Raw genomic sequence first — 24,198 nt, 5'->3', positions numbered from 1 at the left:
CGGCGGGTGCGCTGCGCCTATTTCGACTCGGGGGTGCCGCTCGTGCACCCTCATCGAGGTGCCGCACGCGACACAGATCGCGACCAAGCAGGCCCACCTCGAGGGCCTGATCGGCCGCCCGGTCGACTGGCTGCCGCCGCTCGTGAGCGCGGAGTCGGGCTTTCGCGCGAAGGCCAAGATGGTGGTGGGGGGCACCGTTGACTCTCCCACGGTGGGCATCCTCGACGCCGCGGGCCGCGGCGTCGACCTGCGTGACTGCCCCCTCTACCCACCCGGCCTGACGGCATCGTTCCCCGTCCTGGCGGACTTCATCACGAGGGCGGGCCTCACGCCCTACGACGTGCCCGCGCGGCGCGGCGAGCTCAAGCACGTGATCGTCACCCTGTCTCCGGACGGAGAGGTGATGGCGCGTCTCGTGCTGCGGTCGACCGAGTCGCTCACGCGCATCCGCAAGCACCTGCCGTGGCTGCTCGAGCGGCTTCCGAGCCTCGCGGTGGTCACCGCCAACATCCTGCCCGTCCACGCAGCGGTCCTCGAGGGCGAGCGCGAGGACGTGCTCACCTCGCGCGACTCTCTCGCGATGGACATGGGCGATGTGGTGCTCCACCTGCGCCCGCAGAGCTTCTTCCAGACCAACACGGCGGTGGCGCGCGCCCTGTATGCGCAGGTCGCGGGGTGGGTGGACGATGCCGGGGCGGGCTCGGTCTGGGACCTGTACTGCGGAGTGGGCGGCTTTGCCCTGCACTGCGTCGCGCCCGGACGGACCGTCGTGGGCGTCGAGGTGAGCGAGCAGGCGATCGAGAGCGCGCGGCTCAGTGCTGCCGAGATGGCAAACGCCGGCGTCGCGGGCGCGGACCTCGCGAGCTTCGTCGCGGCGGACGCGACGACGTGGGCCGCGGAGCAGGGCCGCGCGCCCGACCTCGTGATCGTCAACCCCCGCGGCGCGGGATCGGGGCCGATCTCGCCTCATGGCTCGAGGGCTCGGGCGTGCGGACGGTCGTCTACTCAAGCTGCAACGCCGTCACGCTCGCGCGCGACCTCGCGGCGATGCCGAGCCTGCGACCGGTACGCGGCCGCCTCCTCGACATGTTCCCTCACACCGAGCACTACGAGGCCGTGGTGCTGCTCGAGAGGGTCAGCCGGTGAAGGGCTCCGCCGCGATCACGGTGACGGTGATTTGCTTGCCGTTGGGCGCCTCGTAGGACGTCTCGTCGCCCGCCTTGCGGCCCAGCAGCGCGGCGCCCAGCGGCGACTGCGCGCTGAACACGTCGAGATCCGTGCCGTCGGCGATCTCGCGCGAGCCCACGAGGAAGCGCATCTCGCGGCCCATCACCTCTGCCGTGACGACGGTGCCGGAGGCAATCGTGCCGTCGAAGGTCGGCTCGCCCACGGTCGCGTCCGCGAGCTTGCGGCGCAGTTCCTCGATGCGCGCCTCCATCTTCGCCTGCTCGTCGCGCGCGGCGTGGTAGCCGCCGTTCTCCTTGAGGTCGCCCTCCTGGCGACGCTCGTCGATCTCCTTGGCGATCGCGGCGCGGCCCACGTTGACCAAATGGTCGTACTCGGCCTGCAGGCGGTCGTATGCCTCCTGGGTCAGCCAGGTTCCGGTGGTCTCGGTCACGGTTCCTCCTTACGCGACAAGGTAGGTCACCCTATCAAGGTGCCTCGCAGTACTGCACCTGCGCGGTCGTCGCCTCTTCGGTCGTCGTGATGGTCGTGGTGAGGCGCTGCTCGGCGCCGTCCGCGCGACTTACGCGCTGCGTCGCGACGCCCACCTCGGTGAAGCGGGGGTTGAGGGCACGCACCGTGCACTCCGCGTCGCGGTCGGTGTAGAGGTAGACCTCGTACGTCACTGTGATCTCGGTCGCGGACTCGACGGAGAAGCCCACGTCTCTCCAGCGCACGGGCTCGTTCGCCGCGGTGAGCGCGTACCACGCGACCGCCGCGATGAGCGCGGAGATGCCCGCGATGACCAGGATCCACGTGCGACGGCTGAGGCGCGGCAGCGCGGCGGACTCCGACTCGGCGGGCGAGGTGCTCATGATGAGGCAGGATAGTCCGGTCAGGGAGGTGGAGATGTCGACAGACTTCAGCGGAGGACCGGGCTTTCTCGCGTTCGTCGTCACGTTCGGGGTGGTGATCGCTTCCATCGTGCTGTTCCTGTCGCTGAGCCGCCACCTGCGCAAGGTGCGTGCGCGCGAGGCGCGCGAGGCCGCGGAGCGCGAGGCCGCCGCCGGGACGGCGTCAGGCGACAGCGAAGGCCGCGAGCGAGGCGGCGATGAAGTGACAGGTGAAGCCGGCGATCGTTAGCGCGTGGAAGATCTCGTGGAAGCCGAAGTACTTCGCCGATCCGCGAGGCCACTTGGTGCCGTAGATGATCGCGCCCACCGTGTAGCACAGGCCGCCCACGATGATGAGGGTGACCACCGCGGCGCCGCCCGCCTCGTAGAAGGGGCCGATGAAGCCCATCGCGACCCAGCCGAGTGCCAGGTAGATGGGCACGTACATCCAGCGCGGCGCGCCGAGCCACAGCACGCGGAATAGCAGCCCGAGCAGTGCACCAGCCCACACGATCGTGAGGATGGTGCGTGCGGTGGGCCCGTCGAGCAGCAGCACGGTGAGCGGCGTGTAGGTGCCCGCGATGATGAGGAAGATGTTGGCGTGGTCCATGCGGCGCAGGATCGCTCGCGTGTGATCGGACCAGTTGCCGCGGTGATAGATCGCCGAGGTGCCGAACAACAGCACGGCGGTCAGCGTGAAGACCGCGAAGGACACCCGCCCGGCCAAGGTCGGGGCCGCGGCGGTGAGCGCGAGCCCCGCGACGAGCGCCACGGGCGCCGCGCCGAGGTGAAGCCAACCGCGCAGCAGGGGCTTCCCGGGTACGGGGAGGTTCTCGACCATGAACCTACGTTACCGTAGGTTACGCGCTCGGAGTACCGTGGGCGCAGTTCCTCCTGTCACGCGAGAACGGACGTCAATGGGCCTGAACGCGCTGCTGTACGGCACGTACGAGAAGCGGCTCGCGCGCACCCTCAAGAGGTCGGCCAAGCCGCCCCGGCACATCGGCGTGATCCTCGACGGCAACCGCCGATGGGCGCGCCAGAGCGGCGCGACAGCCTCCCACGGTCACCAGCGCGGCGCCGACAAGATCACCGAGGTCCTCGAGTGGTCTCAGGACGCCGGCGTCGAGGTGGTGACGCTGTGGATGCTGTCCACCGACAACCTCGCGCGCGACCCGCGAGAGCTTGCGCCGTTGCTCGAGATCATCGCGACGGCCATCGAGCGCCTCGCCGACGACGGCCGCTGGCGCCTCCAGCATGTGGGTGACGTGTCCCTCCTGCCGCCCGAGGCCGCCGCACGCATCTCGGCTGCCGTCGAGCGCAGCGCCGCCGCGACGGGTCTGCACGTGAACGTCGCGGTGGGCTACGGGGGCAGGCACGAGATCGCGGAGGCCGTGCGCAGCTTCCTGCGCAGCGGCGTGGACGCGGGCCATTCGCTCGAGGAGGTCGCCGAAAGCTTCTCGGTCGAGCACATCGCGGAGCACCTGTACACGAAGGGCCAGCCCGACCCCGACCTCGTCATCCGCACGTCGGGAGAGCAGCGCCTGGGCGGCTTCCTGTTGTGGCAGTCGGCGCACTCGGAGTTCTACTTCTGCGAGGCCTATTGGCCCGACTTCCGCCGCATCGACTTCCTGCGCGCGCTGCGCGACTATTCGCAGCGAGAGCGCCGACTGGGTCGCTGACGCGCGGCCCGTCACACAGGTCGCGAGACACACCCGAGCGCGGGGGCCGAGTTACAGCTGTGTGAACTCTTTGGGCGTGTCGTTCCTCCAGGGCCGCGCCAGGCGTAGCGTCGCCCTCGTGGGAACATCACACCGCCGCATCGGACCGATGCGGACGTAACAGATCGCCGACAGGGCGATCGGCGCCCTGCGGCCAGAACGCTGGGAGCCCCGTTGACCATCTCGCCTAGCACCGTCCCCGCCACCGCCATCACGGCCGACGTCGAGACCGCGGTCCGCACGTTCGTCCTCGACACGTCCGTGTTGCTCTCGGATCCACGCGCGATGAAGCGCTTCGCCGAGCACGCGGTGGTGCTGCCCGTCGTGGTCATCACGGAGCTCGAGGCCAAACGGCACCACCCGGAACTCGGCTACTTCGCGCGCTCCGCGCTGAGGATGCTCGACGACCTCAGGGTGCGGTACGGCAAGCTCGACGAGCCCGTCGCGGTCAACGAGACAGGGGGCACCCTGCGCGTCGAGCTCAACCACACGGACCCCGAGGTGTTGCCGTCGGGCTTCCGGCTGGGCGACAACGACACCCGCATCCTCGCGGTGGCCGCCAACCTGGCGGCCGAGGGTCACGCCGTGACGGTGGTCTCCAAGGACCTGCCGATGCGCGTCAAGGCCTCGGCGCTCGGCATCGAGGCGGAGGAGTATCGCGCGGAGCTCGCGGTCGAGTCCGGCTGGACAGGCATGCGCGAGATTCAGCTGACCGACGAGCAGATGGCGTCGCTGTGGGAGCACGAGTCGCTCGACGCTCCGCCGGCCGCGGACTGTGGCGAGGACATCGGCTCGTTGCCGGTGCACACGGGCCTGGTCATTCACGCGGGCCGCGGCAGCGCGCTCGGCCGCGTGACCGACGAGGGCACGGTGCGGCTCGTGCGCGGCGACCAGGAGGTCTTCGGCATCCACGGGCGCTCGGCCGAGCAGCGGATCGCGATCGACCTGTTGCTCGACGAGTCGATCGGGATCGTCTCGATGGGCGGCCGCGCGGGCACGGGCAAGAGCGCGCTCGCGCTGTGCGCCGGTCTCGAGGCCGTGATGGAGCGCCGCCAGCATAAGAAGATCATGGTGTTCCGCCCGCTGTACGCCGTGGGCGGCCAGGACCTGGGCTATCTGCCAGGCTCCGAGGCGGAGAAAATGAACCCCTGGGCTCAGGCGGTGTTCGACACGCTGGGCGCGATGGTCTCGGGTGAGGTGCTCGAGGAGGTCATGGCGCGCGGCATGCTCGAGGTGCTCCCGCTCACGCACATCCGCGGCCGCAGCCTCCACGACGCATTCGTGATCGTCGACGAGGCCCAGTCGCTCGAGCGCAACGTGCTGCTCACGATGCTCAGCCGGATCGGCCAGTCGTCGCGCGTGGTCCTCACGCACGACGTCGCCCAGCGCGACAACCTGCGCGTGGGACGCCACGACGGCGTCGCCGCGGTCATCGAGGCGCTCAAGGGGCACCCGTTGTTCGCTCATGTCACGCTCGAGCGCTCCGAGCGCTCCGCCGTCGCGGCACTCGTGACCGACATGCTCGAGAGGCTCGATCTGTAGGCCCACACGCGACGATGCCCGGCCTCCCGCGTGGGAGGCCGGGCATCGTCCCGTCACGGGTGCATCAGCCGGCGGTAGTCGCCTCGGGGACCTCGGTGGCGGGGTCGCCGTCGAGGGCAGCCTCGAGCATCGGCACGAACGCGTCGAGAGCGTAGGCGATCGACGACGGCGAGTTCGCGAAGAACGCGCCCTCGAGGACCGGGTCGGTCAGCCACACGCTGCCGCCCTTCTCGTTGAGACCGAGCGAGTCGAACAGCGGCAGCGCCTCGAGCTCGGCGCGGGTCTCGGGGGTGGTCGCGACCTGCCACACGATCGAGTCAAGGTCGCTCAGCACGTCGAGCTGCTCGGCGCTAATCTGCATCCACGCCTCGCCCGTGCCGTCGATCGACGCGACGTCCAGACCAAGGTTCGCGAGGAACTGGTTGCGCGTGTCGTTGGCGCTGTACACGAAGGCCTGGCCCTCGTAGAAGCCGCCCACCTGCGAGGTGAGGCCCTCCCACTCGGGGTGCGCCTCGCGGACCTCCGCGTAGGCCGCGTCGATCTCCTCGATGATCGCCTCGGCCTCGGCGGTGGTGCCGGTCGCCTGCGCGAGCAGCGTGAGCTCGTCGGCCAGGGACACGTTCCACTCGGCGGTCTCGACGCCGGCGGCGTCGGTCGCGGGGCGGGTCACGACGGGCGCGATGCCCGAGAGCAGGTCGTACTCCTCCTGGGTCATCGTGTGGTTGGGGTACGTGGCGACGATGAGGTCGGGCTCGAACGACGCGATGAGCTCCGCGTCGTACGTGGTCGACCCGGGCTCGAAGACCTCGGGCTCGGCGCCGGCCGCGAGGCGGTCCTCCTCGGCCCACGGGCCGGTGCCGTTGTCGTAGCCCTGCCAGCTCACGGGCACCGCGACGGGTGCGACGCCGAGCGCGTAGAGGTACTCGTGCTCGTGCGAGCCGAGCGTCACGACGCGCTGCGGCTCGGACTCGACGGTGACCTCGCCCATGACGGTGTCGAGGGTGACGGGGAAGGCTGCCGTAGTGGCCTCGCCGCCCGCGGACGCGGACGCGGACGCCGAGGGCTCCTCGGAGGAGCCGCCCGACGAGCACGCGGCAAGCGTGAGCGCGGCGACGGCCGCGAGGGCCGTGCCGGTGAGCGTGCGCGTGGTGCGCTGGACCATGAGGGTTCCTTTCGGATCAGGGGTGAGGATCGACGCTGGCGTCGTGGGCGCCACCGGGAAGGGTGGCCGGGACAATCACGGGCGTGCCGGTCACGGGGTCCGGGATCACGCGTACATCGAGGTGGAAGACCGAGCTGACGAGCTCCGCGGTGAGGACCTCCGCGGGGGACCCGACGCCGCGATCCTGCCCTCGGACATCGCGACCACGTGGGTCGCGTAGCGCGCGGCCTGGTGAAGGTCGTGCACGACCATCACCACCGTGCGGTGCTGACGGGTGTGGAGCCGGTGGAGCAGGTCGAGCACCTCGTACTGGTGGGCGATGTCGAGGTAGGTCGTGGGCTCGTCGAGCAGCATGAGCGGCGTGTCCTGCGCGAGGGCCATCGCGATCCACGCGCGCTGGCGCTGGCCGCCCGAGAGCTCGTCGACCACGGCGTCCTGGATGTCGGTGAGGCCGGTCGAGTGGAGCGCGGAGAACACCGCGGCCTCGTCGGCGGGCGTCCACGGCCGCAGGATCTTCTGGTGCGGCGTGCGTCCGCGCCCCACGAGCTCCGCGACGGTGATGCCGGCGGGGGCGAGCGGGGACTGGGGAGGAGGCCGATGCGCCGGGCCACCTCGCGCGTGGGGAGACGATGCACGTCCTCGCCGTCGAGCAGGACCACGCCCTCGCGCGGGGGCAGGAGGCGCGCGAGCGCGCGCAGCAGGGTCGACTTGCCGCAGCCGTTGGGGCCGACGATCGCGGTGATGCCGCCGTCGGGAATCGCGACGCTGACGTCGTGCACCACGACGTGGTCGCCGTAGCCGAGCGTGACGTCCTTGGCCTCAAGCCGGGTCATGCGGGTCCTCCTCGGGATGCGCGCCACACCAGCCACAGCAGGTAGGGCGCGCCGACTGCGGCGGTGAAGATGCCCACGGGGAACTGCAGGGTGGCGGGCATGAGTTGAGACAGCTGGTCGGCGGCGAGCAGCAGGACGGCCCCCATCAGCGCCGACGGGATGAGCGTGACGCCCGCGTTGCGCGTGAGCCGCAGCGCGAGCGCGGGTGCGACGAGAGCGACGAAGCCGATCGGCCCGGTCACCGCGGTCGCGGCCGCGGCGAGTAGCACGGCCGTCACCGCGAGCACGGCGCGAGCCGCTCCGACCCGGATGCCGAGCGCACGCGCGGTGTCGTCGCCCATCTCCATTGTGCGCAGCGAGCGGCCGTGCCACAGCACGACGGGGCCCAGCACCGCGAGGACGATTCCCGCGACCGCGACGTGGGTCCACGTGCGTCCCGTCACCGAACCGACGAGCCAGCCGAGCGCGGTGCCCGCGTCGTGCACGTCCATGCGCGTGAGCAGGTACTGCGTGAGGGCCTGCGCGACGAAGCCGATGCCGATTCCCGCGAGGATGAGCCTCAGCGGCACGATTCCGTGCCGCCACGACAACGCGAGGATGACGGCCGAGGCCGCGAGCGCGCCGATCACGGCGCCGCCCGCGGTGATCCACAGCGAGCCGGTGAAGCCCAGTGCCATCGTGACGACCGCCCCCGTGCCCGCTCCCGCCGTGATGCCGATGAAGTCGGGAGACGCGAGCGGATTGCGCGTGAGCGACTGCAGGATCGCGCCGGCGAGGCCGAGCGTCGCGCCCACGAGGATGGCCGTGAAGGCGCGCGGCGCGCGCACCTGGCCGACGATGAAGTCGCCGGGCGGGCCGACCGAGAGGCCCACGGCAGCCCGCAGCGAGTCGAGGATCGTGATGTCCGCCCTGCCCCTCACGAGCGCGAACACGAAGAGTGCGGCGAGCACCGCGGCCATCGCGATGCCGACGAGCAGCGTGCGACGGTGCGTGGTGACGCCGAGCGGGCCCAGGCGCAGGATCTTCACAGCTCGACTACCTTCATGCGACGCGCCATGATCGCGAAGATGAGGCCACCAAAGAGGGCGGTGGTGATGCCGACGCCCACCTCGGACGGCGGGGCGATGACCCGGCCGATCACGTCGCACACGAGCACGAGTGCCGCTCCGCCCAGCGCGCTCGCGACGAGCAGCGAGGGCAGCGACGCGCCGACGAACGCGCGGACCACGTGCGGCACCGCGAGGCCGATGAAGATGAGCGGACCCGCCGCGGCGGTGGCGGCCGCCGCGAGCAGCGTGACGATCACGATGACGATCGCGCGGGTAACCGCGATGTTGACCCCGAGGGCGCGCGCGGCGTCCTCGCCGAGCCCAATCGCCTGCAGCGGCCGCGACGCGAGCAGCGCCGCCGCGATCGCGACGAGGACGAGCGGGATCAGGCCCGCGATGTGGTCGAGCGGCCGCCCGGTGAGCGAGCCGGCGATCCACAGCCGGAACTGGTCGAGCGTGGCGTCATCGACCAGGAGGATCGCGTTGATGACGGACGTGATGAGCGCGGTCAGCGCGACGCCGGCGAGCGCGAGACGCACCGGCACGCCGGCCGCCGCCCCGCGCGCGCCGATCGCGTAGACCACGAGAGAGGCGAGTCCCGCGCCGACGAAGGCGAGCGAGACCTGCGCGACGAAGCCGGTGACCCCAAACGTCAGCGCCGCCACGACCGCGAGCGAGGCCCCCGAGTTGATGCCCAGCAGTCCCGGATCGGCGAACGGGTTGCGCGTGAGGGACTGCATGAGCGCCCCCGCGACCGCGAGCGCGGCTCCCGCGAGGATCCCGATGATCGTGCGCGGCACGCGCAGCTCGCGCACGATGAGCTGCTCGGGATCGGCGGGGTCGAGGTTCACCAGCGCCTCCCACACCGTGCCCAGGTCGATCGGGCGCGACCCGATCGCGAGCGAGAGCGCGACCGCGAGCACCAGCGCCACGAGGGCGGCGATGCTGACAAGGGCGCGCGTGCGCATGAGACTCCTCGGGCGGGGTGGGCGCACGTCGGGGTGCGAAGTAAGGCTCGCCTAAGGTAGCCGACGGAGGGGAATTAAGGCAACGCGGGCGTGCGCTAAATGGCTTCCGCGTCGATCTCGGGAGCGGGGCACGCGGCGTCGGGCACCGCGACGTCGATCCCGTAGAGAGCGCGGATCGCGTCGAGGTACTGCGTCGACTCGCCGGCCTGCGCGTGCTCGCGCGCACGCACGGTGGGGGTGTGGAGCAGGGTCTTCGCGAAGCGACGCAGTGCGTACTCGATGTCGTCCGCCCGCTCGACGGCATCGGCAGGGCGCCCGCCGCGGGCCGGATGCGGGCCACCTCGCGCTCGAGGAGCCCGAACACGTGCTCGCGCAGGGCGACCACGGCGGGGTCGAGGGACCGCGCGGTCTCTCCGTCGCCGAAGCGGGCCACCGCGTGAGCGACGATCGCGCGGGCCGCGTCGATCGCGCCGACCGACTCGCCGGGAGCGTGCGCACCGATGTCGTCGAGGCCGATCACGGTGACCCCGCGCAGGTCGCGCACGCCGGGCGCGACGTCGCGGTGGAGGGCCAGGTCGAGGATCGTGAGGGGGCGTCGAGCTCGTGCCGCGCGGCCGCCACGAGCGACGGCGTGAGCACCACCGACTCCCCGCCCGAGCACGCGAACACCACGTCCGCGTGCCGAATCGCGAGCTCGAGGCCCGCGGCGTCGATCGCCTCGACGTCGTGGCGGAGCGCGAACTCGAGCGCGCGGCCCGAGGGCGAGAAGACGCCGTCGATGACCGCGCCGCGGCCGTGGAGGGTGCCGACCGCGGTCTCGGCGAGGGCGCCCGTGCCCACGATGAGGACGCGCGCGCCCTCCCAGCCCACCGTGGCATCGGCCAGATCCAGGGCGACCGAGACCACCGAGCGGCCCGACGTTCCCAGGCCGGTGGACGATGCGACGACGCGCGAGGTCCGCAGCGCCGACTGGAAGAGGCGGTCGAGGCGCGGAGTGAGCTCGTGGCGCTTCTGTGCCTCGAGGTGCGCGCGGCGCACCTGACCGCTGATCTCGCGCTCGCCCACGACCATGGACTCGAGTCCCGACGTCACGGACAGCAGGTGCTGGATCGCGTCGTCGCCCTCGTAGAGCACCAGCGCCTCGGCGACGGCGTGGGGGTCGAGCTGGCTCGACTCGGCGATCGCCTCGATGACCTCGGCCCGCGCCGCCTCCGCGTCCTCCGCCTCGACGTAGACCTCGAAGCGGTTGCACGTGGGGAGCACGACGGCCCCCGCGACGGCCCCTTCGCGCGCGAGCAAAGACGCCGCAAGCGTGCCCGCCCCGACCTGCAGCTGCTCGAGCATGGCGAGCTCGCGATTGCGGTGGGACGCGACAAGGGACATCAGGGGCACTCGTCAATTCTGACACGGCCCCGGAACAGGGCAGAATCGGGGTCATGGTCTCTCTCCCCGCCACCCACCCGCTCGCCGACGGACGCCTCGACGGCGCCCCGCTTCTCGCGGCGCTCGCGGGGGAGCGTCCCTCGCATCGTCCCGTGTGGTTCATGCGCCAGGCGGGGCGCTCGCTGCCCGAGTATCTCGAGGCGCGCCGCGGCACGGCGATGCTCGACGCGTGCCTCACCCCCGCGCTCGCGGCGGAGATCACGCTCCAGCCCGTGCGCCGCTACGGCGTGGACGCGGGAATCTTCTTCTCCGACATCGTGGTGCCGATGCGCATCGCCGGGGTCGGCGTCGACATCGCCCCCGGCGTGGGCCCGGTGTTCGAGCGCCCGATCCGTGCGATGGAGGACGTCGACGCCCTGCCCGCGCTCGGGGAGCCCGGCGACGGCGGCGCGTTCGACCGCGGCCTCGAGCCCATCCGCGAGGCGGTGCGGCTCACGGTGGCCGAGCTGGGATCGACACCGCTGATCGGCTTCGCGGGGGCCCCGTTCACGCTCGCTGCCTACATGGTCGAGGGCCGGCCGTCGCGTGACCACCTGGGAGCGCGTCGCCTCATGATCGACTCGCCCGCCGTGTGGGAGGCGCTCACCGCGTGGACGTCGCGCGCCGCCGGACTGTTCCTGCGCGCGCAGGTGCTCGCGGGTGCCTCGGCGGTGCAGCTCTTCGACTCGTGGGCCGGCTCGCTCGCCGAGGCCGACTACGTCGCGCACTGCGCCCCCGGCTCCGCGGCCGCCCTGGGCGCCGTCGCGGACCTGCCCGTGCCGCGCATTCACTTCGCCGCTCACGGCGCTCACCTCCTGCGTCCGATGGCCGAGGCGGGGGCGACCGCGATGGGGGTGGACTACCGGATGCCGCTCGACGAGGCGTCGCGCCTCCTCGGCGGGCATCTTCCCCTGCAGGGCAACATCGACCCCGCACGCCTGGGTGCGCCGGCCGAGGTTCTCGAGCGCCACGTCCTCGACGTGCTCGCGCGTGGGGCCGAGGCTCCGGGCCACGTGGTCAACCTGGGCCACGGCGTGCCCCCGAGACGGACCCCGCGGCGCTGCAACGCGTGGTCGACCTCGTCCACTCGCGTGGCTGAGCGCGTCCTCGTCGTCGGGGGCGGGGTCGCCGGACTGCTGGCCGCGCGTCGCCACGCGCGCCGCGGATCCGTGGTCACCGTGCTCGAGGCGGGGCAGGGATGGGGAGGGCGCGTCTCGCCGCTGTCCCTCGCCGGCCTCACGCTCGACGCGGGAGCCGAGTCCTTCGCGACGCGGACCGATGCCGTCGCGGCGCTCGCGCGCGAGCTGGGACTTGAGGGCGACATCGTGGCGCCGACGCGTTCACCCGCGTGGGTCGTGACCCCCTCGCGCGCCTACCCGCTGCCGACCACGGGATGGCTGGGCATTCCCACCCGGCCGCTGCTGGCCGACGTCCGCAGCGTGATCGGCTGGGGTGCCGCCGCGGAGGCCGCGCTCGAACGCACCCGCCCCCTGGGTGAGGTGAGGGACGATGCCACGGTCGGGTCCCTCGTGAGGACCCGGCTGGGCGCGGGGGTCGCGGACCTGCTGGTCGCGCCCGTCCTCCAGGGCGTGTACTCGCGCCCCCTCGACGAGCTTCCGCTGGCGGCGATCGACCCGACGCTGCCGGCCCAGCTGCGAGCGGCGGGCAGCCTCACCGCGCTGGCCGAGCGGCGCCGCGCGCTCGCGCCCGCCGGCTCCGCGGTGCTGGGGCTGCGCGGCGGGATGTGGAGGCTCACCGAGGCGCTCGCGGAGTCCGCGCGCGAGGCGGGAGTGAGGCTCGTCGCGGGGACCGCCGCGGCGCATGCCGAGCGCGTCGACGGCGCGTGGAGGGTAAGGGCCGGTGGAGGGACGCTGGTCGCCGACACCCTCGTGCTCGCGGTGCCGCAGGCGGCGGCGCGGACCCTCGTGCCCGTCCTGCCCGACCCGCCCGCCCAGCACAGGGTCGCGCTGGTGACGCTCGTGCTCGACGCCCCCGACCTCGATGCCGCCCCTCGTGGGACGGGTGTGCTCGCACTCGACGGCGTGACGCGCGCGAAGGCGCTCACGCATGCGACCGCCAAGTGGCGGTGGCTGCGCGAGGCCGCGCGCGGCAGTCATGTGGTCCGGCTGTCGTATGCGTTGCGCGATCCGGGGGAGGACCTGGTGGCGCACGCGGTGCCGGACGCCTCCCGACTGCTCGGGGTCGACCTGAGCCCCGAGAGCGTGCGGTCGAGCGCGGTGGTCGAGTGGCCCGACGCCTCGCCCGCGAGGGTCGCCGACATCAGGCCCCTGCCCGGCCTCGAGCTCGTGGGCTCCGCGGCGGGGCTGAGCGGTCTCGCGGCGATCGTGGGGGCCGAGGCGGCGGGTTCGGGCCGGTAATTTCCCCTGGGGGCCCCTCTCGACGGATGATGTCCTCATGACCGACACCCCGCACGGCTTCACCCTGTTCTCCGTCCTCGACGGCATGCTCGACGCGCCGGACGAGGACCTCGCCGATGTCGTCGAGCACTTCGACGCCGCGGTCGCCGAGCTCGCCGAGCACGACGTCACGCTGCGCGGCATCTACGACGTCACCGGACTGCGCGCCGACGGCACCGTCATGCTGTGGCTCCACGGCCCCGTGCTCGAGGACCTGCAGCTCGCGCTGCGCGAGCTGCGCGCGACCGAACTCCTCGCGGACACGCGTCTGACCTGGTCCGCGGCGGGTGTCCACCGTGACGCCGAGTTCAACAAGCGTCACGTCCCCGGCTTCTTGCGCGGTGAGCGCGCGCGCGACTGGCTGACCGTCTACCCCTTCGTGCGGTCCTACGAGTGGTACCTGCTGCCGGAGGAGGAGAGGTCGGTCATGCTCCGCGAGCACGGCATCGCCGGCTCGAAGTACGCGGGAGTGATCGCCAACACGGTCGCGGCCTTCGCGTTGGGCGACTACGAGTGGCTGCTGCCGATGGAGGCGGACGACGTCACGGAGCTCGTCGACATGATGCGCGACCTGCGCTACACGGAGGCTCGCCGCCACGTGCGCGAGGAACTGCCGTTCTACACCGGCCGCCGCGTCAGCACCGCCGAGGCAGTGGAGGTGCTCGCGTCATGAGCCAGGACACGACGCTCCCGCCGCTCGCGGCATCGTCCCGCATCCTGCCCGCGACCACGTACGACGCGATCCTGCTCGCGGGATTCGGCGGACCCGAGGGGCAGGACGACGTCATCCCGTACCTGCGCAACGTCACGCGCGGGCGCGGCATCCCGGACGAGCGCCTCGAAGAGGTCGCGCACCACTACCGCCACTTCGGCGGGATCAGCCCGATCAACGACCAGAACCGCGCGCTCAAGGCCGCCCTTGAGGCCGAGATCGCCGAGCGCGGCCTGGGCCTGCCCGTGTACTGGGGCAACCGCTTCTGGGCGCCCTACTTCGCCGATGCCCTGCGCGAGCTGCACGCCGATGGCCACCGCAAGGTGCTGGTCCTCGTGACGACCGCCTTCTCGAGCTACTCGGGCTGTCGCGCGTATCGCGAGGACCTCGCGACCGCGCTCGCGGAGACGGGGCTCGAGGGCGAGCTCGAGTTGCACAAGGTGCGCCAGTACTTCGATCACCCCGGCTTCGTGACGCCCAACGTCGCGGCGGTGCGCTCGGGACTGCACCAGCTGGTCGAGTCGGACTCCGGCGCGCAGCCCCACGTGTTGTTCGCGACGCACTCGATTCCCACCGCGGCGGCTGACCTGTCGGGTCCGCGCGAGGCCCGCCCCGACGGGACGGCCGTGCCCACGGGCGGAGAGAACGAGTGGCACGCGGGCGGGGGCTGGTACGTCGAGCAGCAGCGCGCGGTCGCGGCGCTCATCATGGATGCCGTGGGCGACGAATTCCCTGGTGTGGACTGGTCGCTCGTCTTCCAGTCGCGCTCCGGAGCGCCCGAGGTGCCGTGGCTCGAGCCTGACATCAACGACGCTATCGAGGCGCTGCCGGAGTCGGTCACGGGCGTGGTCATCTCGCCGATCGGCTTCGTGTCCGACCACATGGAGGTCGCGTGGGACCTCGACAACGAGGCCCTCGAGACGTGCGCCGAGCGCGGCCTCGCGGCTGTCCGCGTGCCCACGGTGGGGATCGATCCCGCTTTCGTCGCGGGGCTCGTGGACCTGGTCGAGGAGCGCCACGTGGCGCGTGAGGGCGACTCCCCGCGCGAGCGGGTGGCGCTCACGGCGCTGGGCCCGTGGCAGGACGTCTGCCCGACCGACTGCTGCCTGGGCCGCGCGCCGAAGCCCACCGTCGCATCGGCCTGACGGGCCAGCCGTGAATTAAGCAACGGGCTCGTTGCGTATTCCCGTCGTTCCGCCTACAGTGGGCGGCACAGGACAGGGCGGCACCGCGCCGCCCCCGACGGCGGGAGCACGGCATGGCGATGTCACGGGAGGCGCTCTCCGAGGTCGCCGCGATCGCGGCGGCCTCGCCCCAGGTGACCCTGCGACTCGAGACCCTCGACGGCGCGACCGTTCTGATCGGCGATCACGGCACCGGCGCGATGTGCATCGACGGGTTCCGCCGCCTGATGGCCGCGTGGGTCGACGGCTGCGAGCCGCATGTCGCGCGCGTGGACTTCCCCGGAGCCAGGTACCACGCGGGCATGCTCGCCGTGCCGGGCCTGCGCTACTTCGTGACCCATCTGAGCGCGGAGCACACCGCCCGCTGCCTGCGCGAGCGCACTCGGTGGCCCGACGAGGCGCACGCGATCGTGCGCGAGGACCTGCTGCTCGACATCAGCGTCGTGCAGGTGATGTCGAGCGAGCTCGACGAGGACGCGCTCGAGGATGCCGCGCGCGAGGCGCAGGCCGCCTGCGTGGTCGAGGAGTTGTGCCGCGAGGTCGAGGCGGCGTAGACCTCGCGCCGGTCGGGACAGCCGGCGCGAACAGGCGAAGGGCCCCGGGGCGCGCACCGCGCACCTCCGGGGCCCTTCGCCATGCCCTGAGAGCGTTAACTTCTAGCGGCCTCCTCGAAGGCGCGGCGGGGCTCGTGCAGCCTGCCCATCGAGACCAGGTCGCGACGGAAGAACACGGCCGCCGTCCAGTCGAGGGCCACGCGGGCCTTGCGGTTGAAGGTGGGGATCGCGAGGAGGTGATACGTGCGGTGCATCACCCACGCCGGCCACCCGCGCAGCTTGATGCCCATGGTCGAGGCGACGCCCTTGTTGAGGCCGAGCGAGGCGACCACGCCCAGGTGCTTGTGCTTGTACTCCGCGAGCGGACGGCCCGCGAGGTGCGCGGCGATGTTACGGCCCAGGTGCTTCGCCTGGCGCACGGCGTGCTGCGCACTGGGGGCGCACCAGTCGCCCTCGCCCTCGACGAGGTTGGGCACCTGGGCGCAGTCGCCGGCGGCCCACGCGCCGGGCAGGGGAATGCCAGAGTCGTCGATGACCTGCAACGTCGCGGCCGTGTTGACGTGTCCCCTCGGCCCGAGCGGGAGGTCCGAGGACTGGATCACGGGGGAGGGCTTGACGCCGGCGGTCCAGACCACGGTGTCCGCCTCGAACGCCTCGCCGTTGGACAGCGCCACGTGGCCGTCGATGCAGCTCTCGAGTCGCGTCTCGAGCAGGACGCGCATGCCGCGGCGCTCAAGCTCCGTGACCGTGTATGCGCCCATGTCGGGGCCCATCTCGGGCAGGATCCGGCCCATGGCCTCGACCATCACGAAGTTGAGGTCGTCGTGCTTCAACTCGGGGTAGTACCGCAGCGCGGCGCGGGCCATATCCTCCGTCTCGGCGAAGGCCTCGACCCCGGCGAAACCGCCGCCGACGAACACGAACGTGAGCAGCCTCCTGCGGAGCGCTGGGTCGGTCGTGGTGGCCGCCCGCGCGATGCGCCCGAGCACGCGATTGCGCAGGTTGATAGCCTCCTCAACGTACTTGAAGCCAAGGCCAAAGTCCGCGAGGCCCGGAATGGGCAGCGTGCGCGACACCGCCCCGAGCGCGATGACGATGTGGTCGTAGTCGAGAGTGAGCGTCTCGCCGAGGTCGGTGGTCGCCGTGACGGATCTCGAGGCGTGGTCGATGGTCTCGACCTTGCCCTGCAGGACCCGCGCGCCCTTGAGCTCGCGCCGCAGCGGCACCACCGCGTGGCGCGGTTCGATCGATCCGGCGGCCGCCTCGGGGAGGAACGGCGCGTAGGTCATGTAGGGCCTGCGGTCGATCACCGTGACGTCGACGGCGTCCTTGGCGCGGCGCATCAGCGTCAGCGCGGTGTAGAGGCCGACGTAGCCACCGCCGAGGATGAGGATGCGCGTGCGTGACATGGGGGTACCTCCTGGAGGGAGAACCACGGGTCGCGCGGCGTTCTTCCCCAAGCCGCGAACCCGCGGCAGTGCATGGGGGTCACGCCATTCTACGAGGCGCTCCGCGATGGGCCGAGATAAGTGCCTGGACCCCACAAATCCGGCTCCAATGTTGACGTTGACACGCTCGGTTGTGAGCGCTAACTTGCGTGACAACGGACCACCACAATGATGTGAGGATCGACGATGCACCTGTCCCGCCCTGGCCTCGCGGCCGCCGCCCTCGCCTCGCTTGCCGCGAGCATCCTCGTGTCGGCGGGTCCCGCCGCCGCGGATGTCCTCGAGCCGCATGAGGCCGACCTCCTCCTCCACTACGACTTCTCCGACTCGATCGCCGACTCTCTCGTGTCCGACGTGTCGGGCAACGGGAACGACGGCACCGTGCTCGGCACGGGCGCCGCGGTCGACACCGAGGCGGGCGTCTTGACCCTGCCGGGCGGCGGCAGTTCCTCCGGCGCCGGGCACGTGCGGATCCCCACGGGCACCTTCGACGGCGAGGACACGCTGACGATCTCGACATGGCTGCGCAACCGCACGGGCTCGGGCAACTACGCCGCGATGTTCTTCGGCTCCTCCGCGAACCCGCCGGCCCAGTACTGGCTGCTCAACCCCAGGAACCCCGCGGGACGCTTCAAGACCGTCGTGACCAACGGGAGCTCGCCGTCGTCGCCGTGGAGCACCGAGTACGGCATCAGCCCGACCAACTCGGCCTTTGGCGTCGCTGGCCCGGTGACCCCGGCGAACGAGTGGAGCCTCTACACGACGGTGATCACGCCCACGTCGATCACCGGCTACTTCAATGGCGAGCCGGTGGGCACGGTGGCGACCACGCGGACCGTGACCGACTTCGGCCCCAACCTCGTGAGCTATATCGGCCGCTCCTCGTACGCCGATCCGTACTACAACGGCGACGTGCGGGACGTCCGGGTGTACACCGCAGCGCTGTCGGACGAGGACGTTCTCGCGTCCTACTACGACGGCGTGGACGACCCATCCGTCATCACGGCCGCCCTCGAGGCCGATGCCGACGCGCTGGGCTTCGACCCGCTGGGCATCACCGGCGACGTGACCCTGCCCGCGACGGGGCAGAGCGGTTCGAGCATCGTGTGGGAGACCTCCAACCCCGCCGTGATCGGCCTCGACGGGGTGGTGAACCGGCCGACCGACGTCAACGCCGCCGTGACGCTCACCGCGACGCTGACGCTCGCGGGTCAGGAGCTGGTGCGCACGTTCGACGTCACGGTGATCGCGGACAACCCGCAGGCGGAGCTCGACCGGATCGCGGACGGCTTCGACCTGGGCGTCTCGGTGCTGTGGGACGACATCACGCTGGCGACGGACGTGGAGGGCGCCGCGGTGACGTGGGAGTCCTCCGCTCCAGTCATCGTGTCCGCCGCAGGCGAGGTTGCTCGCGCCGCGACCGATGAGGACGTGGTCCTCACGGCGACGTTTGCCAACGACGGACTCACCGCGGTGCGCACGTACCCGGTCACCGTGCTGGCGGAGGTCGCCGGCTACCTAGGCACGTACATCCGCACGCCGCAGACCAACGACGACACGGCGAGTGTGCACCTTGCGCTGTCCGAGGACGGCGAGACCTTCTCCGCGCTCAACGACAACAAGGGCGTGCTCTTCCCCTCCGCGGCGGACGTAAACACCGACGTCAACCGCGAGATCACGTCGCCCACCGCGTTCCACGCTCCCGACGGGGGCTACGGGCTGTTCGTCACGATTCCCGGCACGACCGCCAACGATGGCTACGTGTTCGAGACCGATGACCTGGTCACCTACGCGAACCAGCGTCGCGTGACCTTTGCGCCAGGGACCGCGGGCGTGACCCGCGTGGACGTCGAGTACGACAACGCGCTCCTCGCGTACCGGCTGCTCTACACCGCGGCGGACGTCAACTACGAGGTCACCACCCCTGACTTCGTGACCTTCAGCGAGCCCGTCGAGGTCGCCCAGGCGCCCTCCTTCACTGCGGGTTCCTTCCCCGCGGGCGCGCTCGCGACCGACGCGATCGGGCTCAGCGCCGAGGCGTATGACACGCTCGCGACCGAGCTGCGGCTCGAGCGTGTGCACTCGACGTCGGTCGACGCGTTCGCTCCCGTGACGGTCGAGGCCGCTGGCGAGGTCGCGCTGCCCGAGTCCGCCACCGTGCGGTACTCGAGCGGGCAGTCGGTCGAGATGGGCGTCGAGTGGGACACCTCGGCGATCGAGTCGGGCGAGCCGGGTACCTACACCGTCGACGGCATCGTGCAGGCCCCGCTGTCCACCACCGACCTCGCTCCGCTCGCGTGGAAGCGCGCGGACCCCGATGTCACGGTGGGCGACGACGGCATGTACTACCTCACGGGCTCGTACCCGATGTTCCGTGCGAGCGACCCGAACGGCTACGACCGGGTGGTGCTTCGCCGCGCGGCGACGCTCGAGGGCCTCGACGCCGCCGAGGCGGAGGAGGTGACCATCTGGCATCAGGCGGACCACCCCGGTTTCAACACCTACGTGTGGGCGCCCGAGCTCGCCAAGATCGGCGACGACTGGTACATCCTCTTCACGACCTCGCGCAACTCGAATGTGTGGGACAAGCAGCCCGCGCTCCTCAAGTACGTGGGCGGCGAGTTCTCCGGCGACGGCCCGCTGCAGCCCGAGAACTGGGAGACGGTTGGCTACGTCCAGCCGGCAGCCACGGACTCCACCGCGTTCACGGGAAACTTCGCGCTCGACATGACGCACTTCGAGCACGACGGCGTCGACTACATGATCTGGGCCGACAAGTGGGCGCTGTCGACGCTGCGCATGGCGTCGGTCGACACGGACAACCCACTGCAGCTGACGAGCGACTCGATCGAGATCACCGCGCCCGAGTACGCGTGGGAGATCGAGAGCGAGTCGGGCACCCCCGTCAACGAGGGCGCCGCCGTCCTCAAGCACGGCGGCAAGATCTTCATCGCCTTCTCGTCGTCCGCGGTCAACACCTCGTACAACATCTCGTTCCTGTGGGCCGACGAGGACGATGACCTGCTCGACCCCGCGTCGTGGCACAAGGCGCAGTACCCCTACCTGGGCACCGGCGATGTCGAGGGCATGTACGGGATGGGTCACAACTCCTTCACTGTCGACGAGTTCGGCAACCCCGTGCTCGTCTACCACGCCCGCTCGTACGCCGACACGGACGTTCCCTCGGGTACCGCGACCGACGGCGGCCTCTTCGACCCGCGCCGCAACGCTCACGCGAAGCTGGTCCACTTCACCTCGACCGGCATGCCGATCCTGGACATGACGGCCACGGAGGAGCTGAACCCCGCCCTCGCCGAGGTCTCGATCGAGGTCACGATCGAGGAGCCCGCGATCGAGTTCATCGACGTCGAGGGTTCGGAGCATGCTGTGGCGATTGGGTGGCTTGCTGCGGAGGGGATTAGCACGGGCTGGTCGACTGCGTCTGGTCAGGAGTTCCGTCCGTTGGCGCAGATTAAGCGTGATGCGATGGCGGCGTTCTTGTACCGGTATGCGGGTTCTCCTGAGGTGACGCTTCCTGCCGAGTCTCCGTTCGTGGACGTGACGCCGACGTCGACGGAGTTCTATGAGGAGATTGTGTGGATGTTCCAGGAGGGCATCTCCACGGGTTGGGAGACGTCTGAGGGGCGTGAGTTCCGTCCGCTTGCTCCGGTGAAGAGGGATGCGATGGCCGCGTTCTTGTACCGGTATGCGGGGGAGCCTGCCTGGACGGATCCTGGTGAGTCTCCGTTTGCGGATGTGACTGCGTCGTCGACGGAGTTCTTCACGGAGATCACGTGGCTGGAGTCGACCGGCATCACGACCGGCTGGTCGACGCCCTCGGGTCAGGAGTACAGGCCGTTGTCGTACACCAAGCGTGACGCGATGGCCACCTTCCTCTACCGCTTCAACCAGCTCGACTAACGACCCCCACCCCCATGCTCGGGGCCTCGCCGGATCTCCTCGCCGGCGGGGCCCCGAGTCACGTCTGGGCTCTGCCACACCGCACCTACTTGCGGCTCTGCCACGCCGCACCTACTTGCGGCTCCGCCACACCGCACCTACTTGCGGCTCCGCCACACCGCACCTACTTGCGGCTCCGCCACACACGCAAGCTCTGCATCGGCCCTCAGCGGCCTCCGCGGGCGCGACGCGCCGGCGACACGCCGAGACCCGTGTGGCGGAGCCGCGAAAACGTGTGGCGGAGCCGACGCTCACCGCGAGGGGTCGGAAGCTGCCACGCCGCACCTACTTGCGGCTCCGCCACACACGCAAGCTCTGCATCGGCCCTCAGCGGCCTCCGCGGGCGCGACGCGCCGGCGACACGCCGAGACCCGTGTGGCGGAGCCGCGAAAACGTGTGGCGGAGCCGACAGGGGGGCGACAGGGGAACAAGCGCCAACCGGGGGGACAGGGCCCAGCTGAGTCGCAGAAGGACGAGGGGGCTAGCGGCCCACCATCGTGGTGACGTCGAGCAGCGCGTCGAGCTGCTCCTCGGTGATCTCGCCGCGCTCCACGAAGCCCAGGTCGATCACCGCCTCGCGGACCGTGAGCCCCGCCTTGACGGAGTGCTTGGCGATCGCGGCGGCGTTCTCGTACCCGATCACCCGGTTGAGGGGAGTGACGATCGAGGGGGAGGCCTCGGCGAGGCGGCGCGCGCGGTCGACGTTGGCGACCGTGCCGTCGATGGTGCGCTCCGCGAGCACGCGTGACGCGTTCGCGAGCAGGCGGGTCGACTCGAGCACGCCCAGCGCCATGACAGGAATCTGCACGTTGAGCTCGAACGCGCCCGATGCCCCGGCCCACGCGACCGTGGCATCGTTGCCGATCACCCGCGAGCACACCATGAGCACCGCCTCGGGCACCACGGGGTTGACCTTGCCCGGCATGATCGAGGACCCCGGCTGCAGGTCGGGGAGCTGGATCTCGCCGAGACCGGTGTTGGGGCCAGAGCCCATCCACCTGAGGTCGTTGCAGATCTTGGTGAGCGACACCGCGATGGTGCGCAGCGCCCCGGAGACCTCGACCAGTCCGTCGCGGGCGGACTGCGCCTCGAAGTGGTTGCGGGCCTCGGTGATGGGCAGGCCGGTGTCCTCGGCGAGCAGGGCGATCACGCGCTGCGGGAAGCCGTCGGGGGTGTTGATGCCCGTCCCGACGGCGGTGCCGCCGAGCGGCACCTCGGCGACGCGCGGCAGGGCCACGACGAGCCTCTCGACGCCGTAGCGCACCGCGGCCGCGTAGCCGGAGAACTCCTGGCCGAGCGTGACGGGGGTCGCATCCATGAGGTGAGTGCGCCCCGACTTGAAGACGTCGGCGAACTCCTCTGCCTTGGCCTCCAGCGACGTCGCGAGGACCTCGAGGGCGGGCATGAGATCGCCCACGAGTGACGCGGTGGCGGCCACATGCACCGACGTCGGGAACACGTCGTTCGAGGACTGCGACGCGTTGACGTGGTCGTTCGGGTGGACGTCGCGGCCGAGAGAGCGCGTCGCGAGCGTCGCGATGACCTCGTTGGTATTCATGTTCGACGACGTGCCCGAGCCGGTCTGGAAGATGTCCACGGGGAAGTGCGCGTCGTGAGCGCCGGCCGCGACCTCGTCGGCTGCGGCGACGATCGCATCGGCGACGTCGGCCTCCAGCACACCCAGCTCGGCATTGGCGCGCGCGGCGGCCTTCTTCACGCGGGCGAGCGCCTCGATGTGGCGCCGCTCGAGCGTGGTGCCGGAGATGGGGAAGTTCTCGACGGCGCGCTGCGTCTGCGCGCGATAGAGGGCGTGGGCGGGGACCCGAACCTCGCCCATGGTGTCGTGCTCGATGCGAAACTCCGTTGTCATGCCGCCAAGTCTGGCACGACCGATCGGGACCGAGGTCCTCCTTCTATGCGCGGTTGAGCTCCTCGCGCGTGGGCGGGTTGGCGCCCGGCCTGGACACCGTGATGGCGCCGATGCGGGCGCACCTGTCGAGCACGGCCGTCAGCTGGGCGTCGGAGATGGTGCGCAGCACCTCGCGGCGCGAGCCGCCTAGGAGAGCCTCGTCCCAGAGTCCGTCGATGATGCCCGACATGAACGAGTCTCCCGCCCCGACCGTGTCGGCCACTGTGACCCGCGGAGCCGCCACCGAGACCTCGCGTCCGTCGTGCACGAAGGCGGTGGCGCCCTCGCCGCCTCGGGTGACCACCACGATGGCAGGGCCGCTCCTCGCCCAGGCGCGCGCGACATCGTCCACCGCCTCGCCGGGAGCGAGCCACGCGAGGTCCTCGTCGGAGGCCTTGACGACGTCGGCGAGAGCGACGAACCGCTCGACCGCGCCGCGCGCCGCGGCGGGCTCTCCCATGAGTGCGGGGCGTGCGTTGGGGTCGTAGGTGATGGTCGAGTGGTAGCGCAGCACCTTGACGAGGCGGTGCACGGCGGTGGCCCCCGGCTCGATCACGGCCGCGATCGAGCCCGTGTGCACCGCGAGCGGCTGCTGGCGCATCCTCACGCCGGGCGCGATGTCCCAGTCGAGGGCGAAGTCGTAGGTCGCGGCGCCCGACTCGTCGAGGGTCGCGGTCGCGACGGAGGTCGGCCCGGGTCCCGCAGACCCCGGGACCAGGTGGACGCCGTTGTCCTGCAGGTGGTCCGCGACCAGCACCCCGTGGGCGTCGAGCCCCAGATGCGTGAGGAGATCGACCTCGCGGCCCAGGCGGGCCAGCCCGAGCGCGACGTTGGCCGGTGACCCGCCGGGGTGCAGGTCCCGCGTGCCGTCGCCGCGCACCACGACGTCGACGAGCGCCTCGCCAATCACCAGGACGTGCTCGGTCATGCGTCGGCGTCCGCGTCGTCGGCGGACTCGTCGCTGACGTCGTCGCTCGCTCCTTCGACGCGCGCGAGGGCGCCGTCGAGCAGCGCCTGGCACCTAGCCGCGAGCGCCTCTCCTCGCTCCCACAGCGTGAGGGAGTCCTCGAGCGTGGCGCTACCCGTCTCGAGTTTCGCGACGATCGCGACGAGTTCGTCGCGCGCGTCCTCGTAGGAGAGGGAATCCACCGGACGGTCGAATGCTGCGTCGCTCATGACCCGTACGCTACCCGCGCGCTCAAGGACCGCACACGTCGTGCCGACAATCGCGTCATAGTCGCACCCGTGGGCCCTCTCATG

General features: G+C 71.2%; 19 protein-coding genes and 4 pseudogenes. 10 read left to right on the top strand and 13 right to left on the bottom strand.

The genetic code is table 11. The features are described from left to right. The first annotated feature begins 6 nt into the window (after positions 1–6). Positions 7–1,146: pseudogene (gene rlmC / locus QUE44_RS07950) on the top strand (23S rRNA (uracil(747)-C(5))-methyltransferase RlmC). Here rlmC and greA read toward each other — a convergent pair. After that, a complete protein-coding gene (greA, locus tag QUE44_RS07945) occupies positions 1,136–1,618 on the bottom strand; it encodes a transcription elongation factor GreA (RefSeq protein WP_286213979.1) in 483 nt (160 codons plus the stop codon). The pseudogene rlmC and the gene greA sit on opposite strands and share 11 nt — an antisense overlap. Positions 1,619–1,652: 34 nt before the next feature. Further along, on the bottom strand, positions 1,653–2,039 hold the full coding sequence (locus tag QUE44_RS07940) for a DUF4307 domain-containing protein (RefSeq protein WP_286213977.1): 387 nt from the start codon (positions 2,037–2,039) through the stop codon (positions 1,653–1,655). 34 nt (positions 2,040–2,073) lie between these two features. Here QUE44_RS07940 and QUE44_RS07935 point away from each other — a divergent pair, with 34 nt between their 5' ends. Beyond that, positions 2,074–2,307, top strand: a complete 234-nt coding sequence (locus QUE44_RS07935; protein ID WP_286213976.1) for a hypothetical protein — start codon at positions 2,074–2,076, stop codon at positions 2,305–2,307. On the opposite strand, the gene trhA is transcribed toward QUE44_RS07935, so the two are convergent. After that, the gene (trhA, locus tag QUE44_RS07930) at positions 2,242–2,898 is read right to left on the bottom strand and encodes a PAQR family membrane homeostasis protein TrhA (RefSeq protein ID WP_286213974.1); all 657 of its coding nucleotides are present in this window, start codon (positions 2,896–2,898) and stop codon (positions 2,242–2,244) included. The genes QUE44_RS07935 and trhA overlap by 66 nt on opposite strands. Before the next feature lie 76 nt (positions 2,899–2,974). On the opposite strand from trhA, the gene QUE44_RS07925 reads away from it, so the two are divergent. Together QUE44_RS07925 and phoH2 are read left to right on the top strand one after the other, a co-directional pair. Next, entirely contained in the window at positions 2,975–3,739 is a 765-nt protein-coding gene (locus QUE44_RS07925) for an isoprenyl transferase (RefSeq protein WP_286213972.1), read from the top strand. A gap of 324 nt (positions 3,740–4,063) precedes the next feature. Beyond that, positions 4,064–5,320: an RNA 5'-3' helicase PhoH2 gene (gene phoH2, locus QUE44_RS07920; RefSeq protein ID WP_425557958.1), complete on the top strand. Its 1,257-nt coding sequence runs from the start codon at positions 4,064–4,066 to the stop codon at positions 5,318–5,320. A 64-nt stretch (positions 5,321–5,384) separates the two neighbouring features. On the opposite strand, the gene QUE44_RS07915 is transcribed toward phoH2, so the two are convergent. The 6 genes and pseudogenes from QUE44_RS07915 to QUE44_RS07890 all read right to left on the bottom strand — a co-directional run bounded on the left by QUE44_RS07915 (position 5,385) and on the right by QUE44_RS07890 (position 10,715). Continuing rightward, positions 5,385–6,482, bottom strand: coding sequence for an ABC transporter substrate-binding protein (locus QUE44_RS07915; protein ID WP_286213970.1), 1,098 nt, complete (start codon positions 6,480–6,482; stop codon positions 5,385–5,387). Between the two features lie 16 nt (positions 6,483–6,498). Then, positions 6,499–7,315: pseudogene (locus tag QUE44_RS07910) on the bottom strand (ABC transporter ATP-binding protein). Then, positions 7,312–8,343, bottom strand: a complete 1,032-nt coding sequence (locus QUE44_RS07905) for a FecCD family ABC transporter permease (RefSeq protein WP_286213969.1) — start codon at positions 8,341–8,343, stop codon at positions 7,312–7,314. Before QUE44_RS07905 ends, QUE44_RS07910 begins: the two are co-directional and overlap by 4 nt. After that, positions 8,340–9,332: a FecCD family ABC transporter permease gene (locus QUE44_RS07900; protein ID WP_286213967.1), complete on the bottom strand. Its 993-nt coding sequence runs from the start codon at positions 9,330–9,332 to the stop codon at positions 8,340–8,342. Before QUE44_RS07900 ends, QUE44_RS07905 begins: the two co-directional genes overlap by 4 nt. Positions 9,333–9,427: 95 nt before the next feature. Continuing rightward, a pseudogene (locus tag QUE44_RS07895) lies at positions 9,428–9,616 on the bottom strand (glutamyl-tRNA reductase); the annotation flags it as partial. Positions 9,617–9,848: 232 nt separating this feature from the next. Further along, the gene (locus QUE44_RS07890; protein ID WP_286216719.1) at positions 9,849–10,715 is read right to left on the bottom strand and encodes a glutamyl-tRNA reductase; all 867 of its coding nucleotides are present in this window, start codon (positions 10,713–10,715) and stop codon (positions 9,849–9,851) included. A 53-nt stretch (positions 10,716–10,768) separates the two neighbouring features. Here QUE44_RS07890 and hemE point away from each other — a divergent pair. The 5 genes and pseudogenes from hemE (at position 10,769) to QUE44_RS07865 (ending at position 15,621) form a co-directional block, all read left to right on the top strand. Continuing rightward, positions 10,769–11,853: pseudogene (gene hemE / locus QUE44_RS07885) on the top strand (uroporphyrinogen decarboxylase). Beyond that, positions 11,846–13,132 (top strand): protoporphyrinogen/coproporphyrinogen oxidase, encoded by a 1,287-nt coding sequence (locus QUE44_RS07880; RefSeq protein WP_286213965.1) that lies wholly within the window; start codon positions 11,846–11,848, stop codon positions 13,130–13,132. Before hemE ends, QUE44_RS07880 begins: the two are co-directional and overlap by 8 nt. Positions 13,133–13,169: 37 nt before the next feature. Continuing rightward, positions 13,170–13,844 (top strand): hydrogen peroxide-dependent heme synthase, encoded by a 675-nt coding sequence (gene hemQ, locus QUE44_RS07875; RefSeq protein ID WP_286213964.1) that lies wholly within the window; start codon positions 13,170–13,172, stop codon positions 13,842–13,844. Beyond that, positions 13,841–15,028, top strand: a complete 1,188-nt coding sequence (locus QUE44_RS07870; RefSeq protein WP_286213963.1) for a ferrochelatase — start codon at positions 13,841–13,843, stop codon at positions 15,026–15,028. The genes hemQ and QUE44_RS07870 overlap by 4 nt, the downstream gene beginning before the upstream one ends. Positions 15,029–15,141: 113 nt before the next feature. Next, positions 15,142–15,621: a hypothetical protein gene (locus QUE44_RS07865; protein ID WP_286213961.1), complete on the top strand. Its 480-nt coding sequence runs from the start codon at positions 15,142–15,144 to the stop codon at positions 15,619–15,621. Between the two features lie 95 nt (positions 15,622–15,716). Here the strand turns inward: QUE44_RS07865 and QUE44_RS07860 are convergent, their stop codons facing one another. Next, positions 15,717–17,030 carry an NAD(P)/FAD-dependent oxidoreductase gene (locus tag QUE44_RS07860; protein WP_286213960.1) on the bottom strand — a complete coding sequence of 438 codons (1,314 nt, stop codon included), beginning with the start codon at positions 17,028–17,030 and terminating at the stop codon, positions 15,717–15,719. A gap of 225 nt (positions 17,031–17,255) precedes the next feature. On the opposite strand from QUE44_RS07860, the gene QUE44_RS07855 reads away from it, so the two are divergent. Next, entirely contained in the window at positions 17,256–20,990 is a 3,735-nt protein-coding gene (locus tag QUE44_RS07855; RefSeq protein WP_286213959.1) for an immunoglobulin-like domain-containing protein, read from the top strand. A gap of 520 nt (positions 20,991–21,510) precedes the next feature. On the opposite strand, the gene QUE44_RS07850 is transcribed toward QUE44_RS07855, so the two are convergent. The 3 genes from QUE44_RS07850 to QUE44_RS07840 are packed head-to-tail and all read right to left on the bottom strand — an operon-like array spanning position 21,511 to position 24,114. Continuing rightward, entirely contained in the window at positions 21,511–22,899 is a 1,389-nt protein-coding gene (locus QUE44_RS07850; protein ID WP_286213957.1) for a class II fumarate hydratase, read from the bottom strand. Between the two features lie 43 nt (positions 22,900–22,942). Beyond that, positions 22,943–23,866, bottom strand: a complete 924-nt coding sequence (locus tag QUE44_RS07845) for a carbohydrate kinase family protein (protein WP_286213956.1) — start codon at positions 23,864–23,866, stop codon at positions 22,943–22,945. Then, entirely contained in the window at positions 23,863–24,114 is a 252-nt protein-coding gene (locus tag QUE44_RS07840) for an exodeoxyribonuclease VII small subunit (RefSeq protein WP_286213955.1), read from the bottom strand. Before QUE44_RS07840 ends, QUE44_RS07845 begins: the two co-directional genes overlap by 4 nt. Positions 24,115–24,198: the final 84 nt, after the last annotated feature.

It is taken from the genome of Demequina sediminis (assembly GCF_030296675.1).
GTDB classification, from domain to species: Bacteria; Actinomycetota; Actinomycetes; order Actinomycetales; family Demequinaceae; genus Demequina; species Demequina sediminis.
Note: the sequence above shows the minus strand (reverse complement) of the source record. Positions and strands in the feature narration are given on the sequence as shown.

What these genes read in the sequence shown, in the direction of transcription:
- QUE44_RS07940 (WP_286213977.1), bottom strand. Translation starts at nt 2,039, where the DNA reads ATGAGCACCTCGCCCGCCGAGTCGGAGTCCGCCGCGCTGCCGCGCCTC.
- QUE44_RS07935 (WP_286213976.1), top strand. Translation starts at nt 2,074, where the DNA reads ATGTCGACAGACTTCAGCGGAGGACCGGGCTTTCTCGCGTTCGTCGTC.
- trhA (WP_286213974.1), bottom strand. Translation starts at nt 2,898, where the DNA reads ATGGTCGAGAACCTCCCCGTACCCGGGAAGCCCCTGCTGCGCGGTTGG.
- QUE44_RS07925 (WP_286213972.1), top strand. Translation starts at nt 2,975, where the DNA reads ATGGGCCTGAACGCGCTGCTGTACGGCACGTACGAGAAGCGGCTCGCG.
- phoH2 (WP_425557958.1), top strand. Translation starts at nt 4,064, where the DNA reads ATGAAGCGCTTCGCCGAGCACGCGGTGGTGCTGCCCGTCGTGGTCATC.
- QUE44_RS07915 (WP_286213970.1), bottom strand. Translation starts at nt 6,482, where the DNA reads ATGGTCCAGCGCACCACGCGCACGCTCACCGGCACGGCCCTCGCGGCC.
- QUE44_RS07900 (WP_286213967.1), bottom strand. Translation starts at nt 9,332, where the DNA reads ATGCGCACGCGCGCCCTTGTCAGCATCGCCGCCCTCGTGGCGCTGGTG.
- QUE44_RS07890 (WP_286216719.1), bottom strand. Translation starts at nt 10,715, where the DNA reads ATGTCCCTTGTCGCGTCCCACCGCAATCGCGAGCTCGCCATGCTCGAG.
- hemQ (WP_286213964.1), top strand. Translation starts at nt 13,170, where the DNA reads ATGACCGACACCCCGCACGGCTTCACCCTGTTCTCCGTCCTCGACGGC.
- QUE44_RS07870 (WP_286213963.1), top strand. Translation starts at nt 13,841, where the DNA reads ATGAGCCAGGACACGACGCTCCCGCCGCTCGCGGCATCGTCCCGCATC.
- QUE44_RS07865 (WP_286213961.1), top strand. Translation starts at nt 15,142, where the DNA reads ATGGCGATGTCACGGGAGGCGCTCTCCGAGGTCGCCGCGATCGCGGCG.
- QUE44_RS07860 (WP_286213960.1), bottom strand. Translation starts at nt 17,030, where the DNA reads ATGTCACGCACGCGCATCCTCATCCTCGGCGGTGGCTACGTCGGCCTC.
- QUE44_RS07855 (WP_286213959.1), top strand. Translation starts at nt 17,256, where the DNA reads ATGCACCTGTCCCGCCCTGGCCTCGCGGCCGCCGCCCTCGCCTCGCTT.
- QUE44_RS07850 (WP_286213957.1), bottom strand. Translation starts at nt 22,899, where the DNA reads ATGACAACGGAGTTTCGCATCGAGCACGACACCATGGGCGAGGTTCGG.
- QUE44_RS07845 (WP_286213956.1), bottom strand. Translation starts at nt 23,866, where the DNA reads ATGACCGAGCACGTCCTGGTGATTGGCGAGGCGCTCGTCGACGTCGTG.
- QUE44_RS07840 (WP_286213955.1), bottom strand. Translation starts at nt 24,114, where the DNA reads ATGAGCGACGCAGCATTCGACCGTCCGGTGGATTCCCTCTCCTACGAG.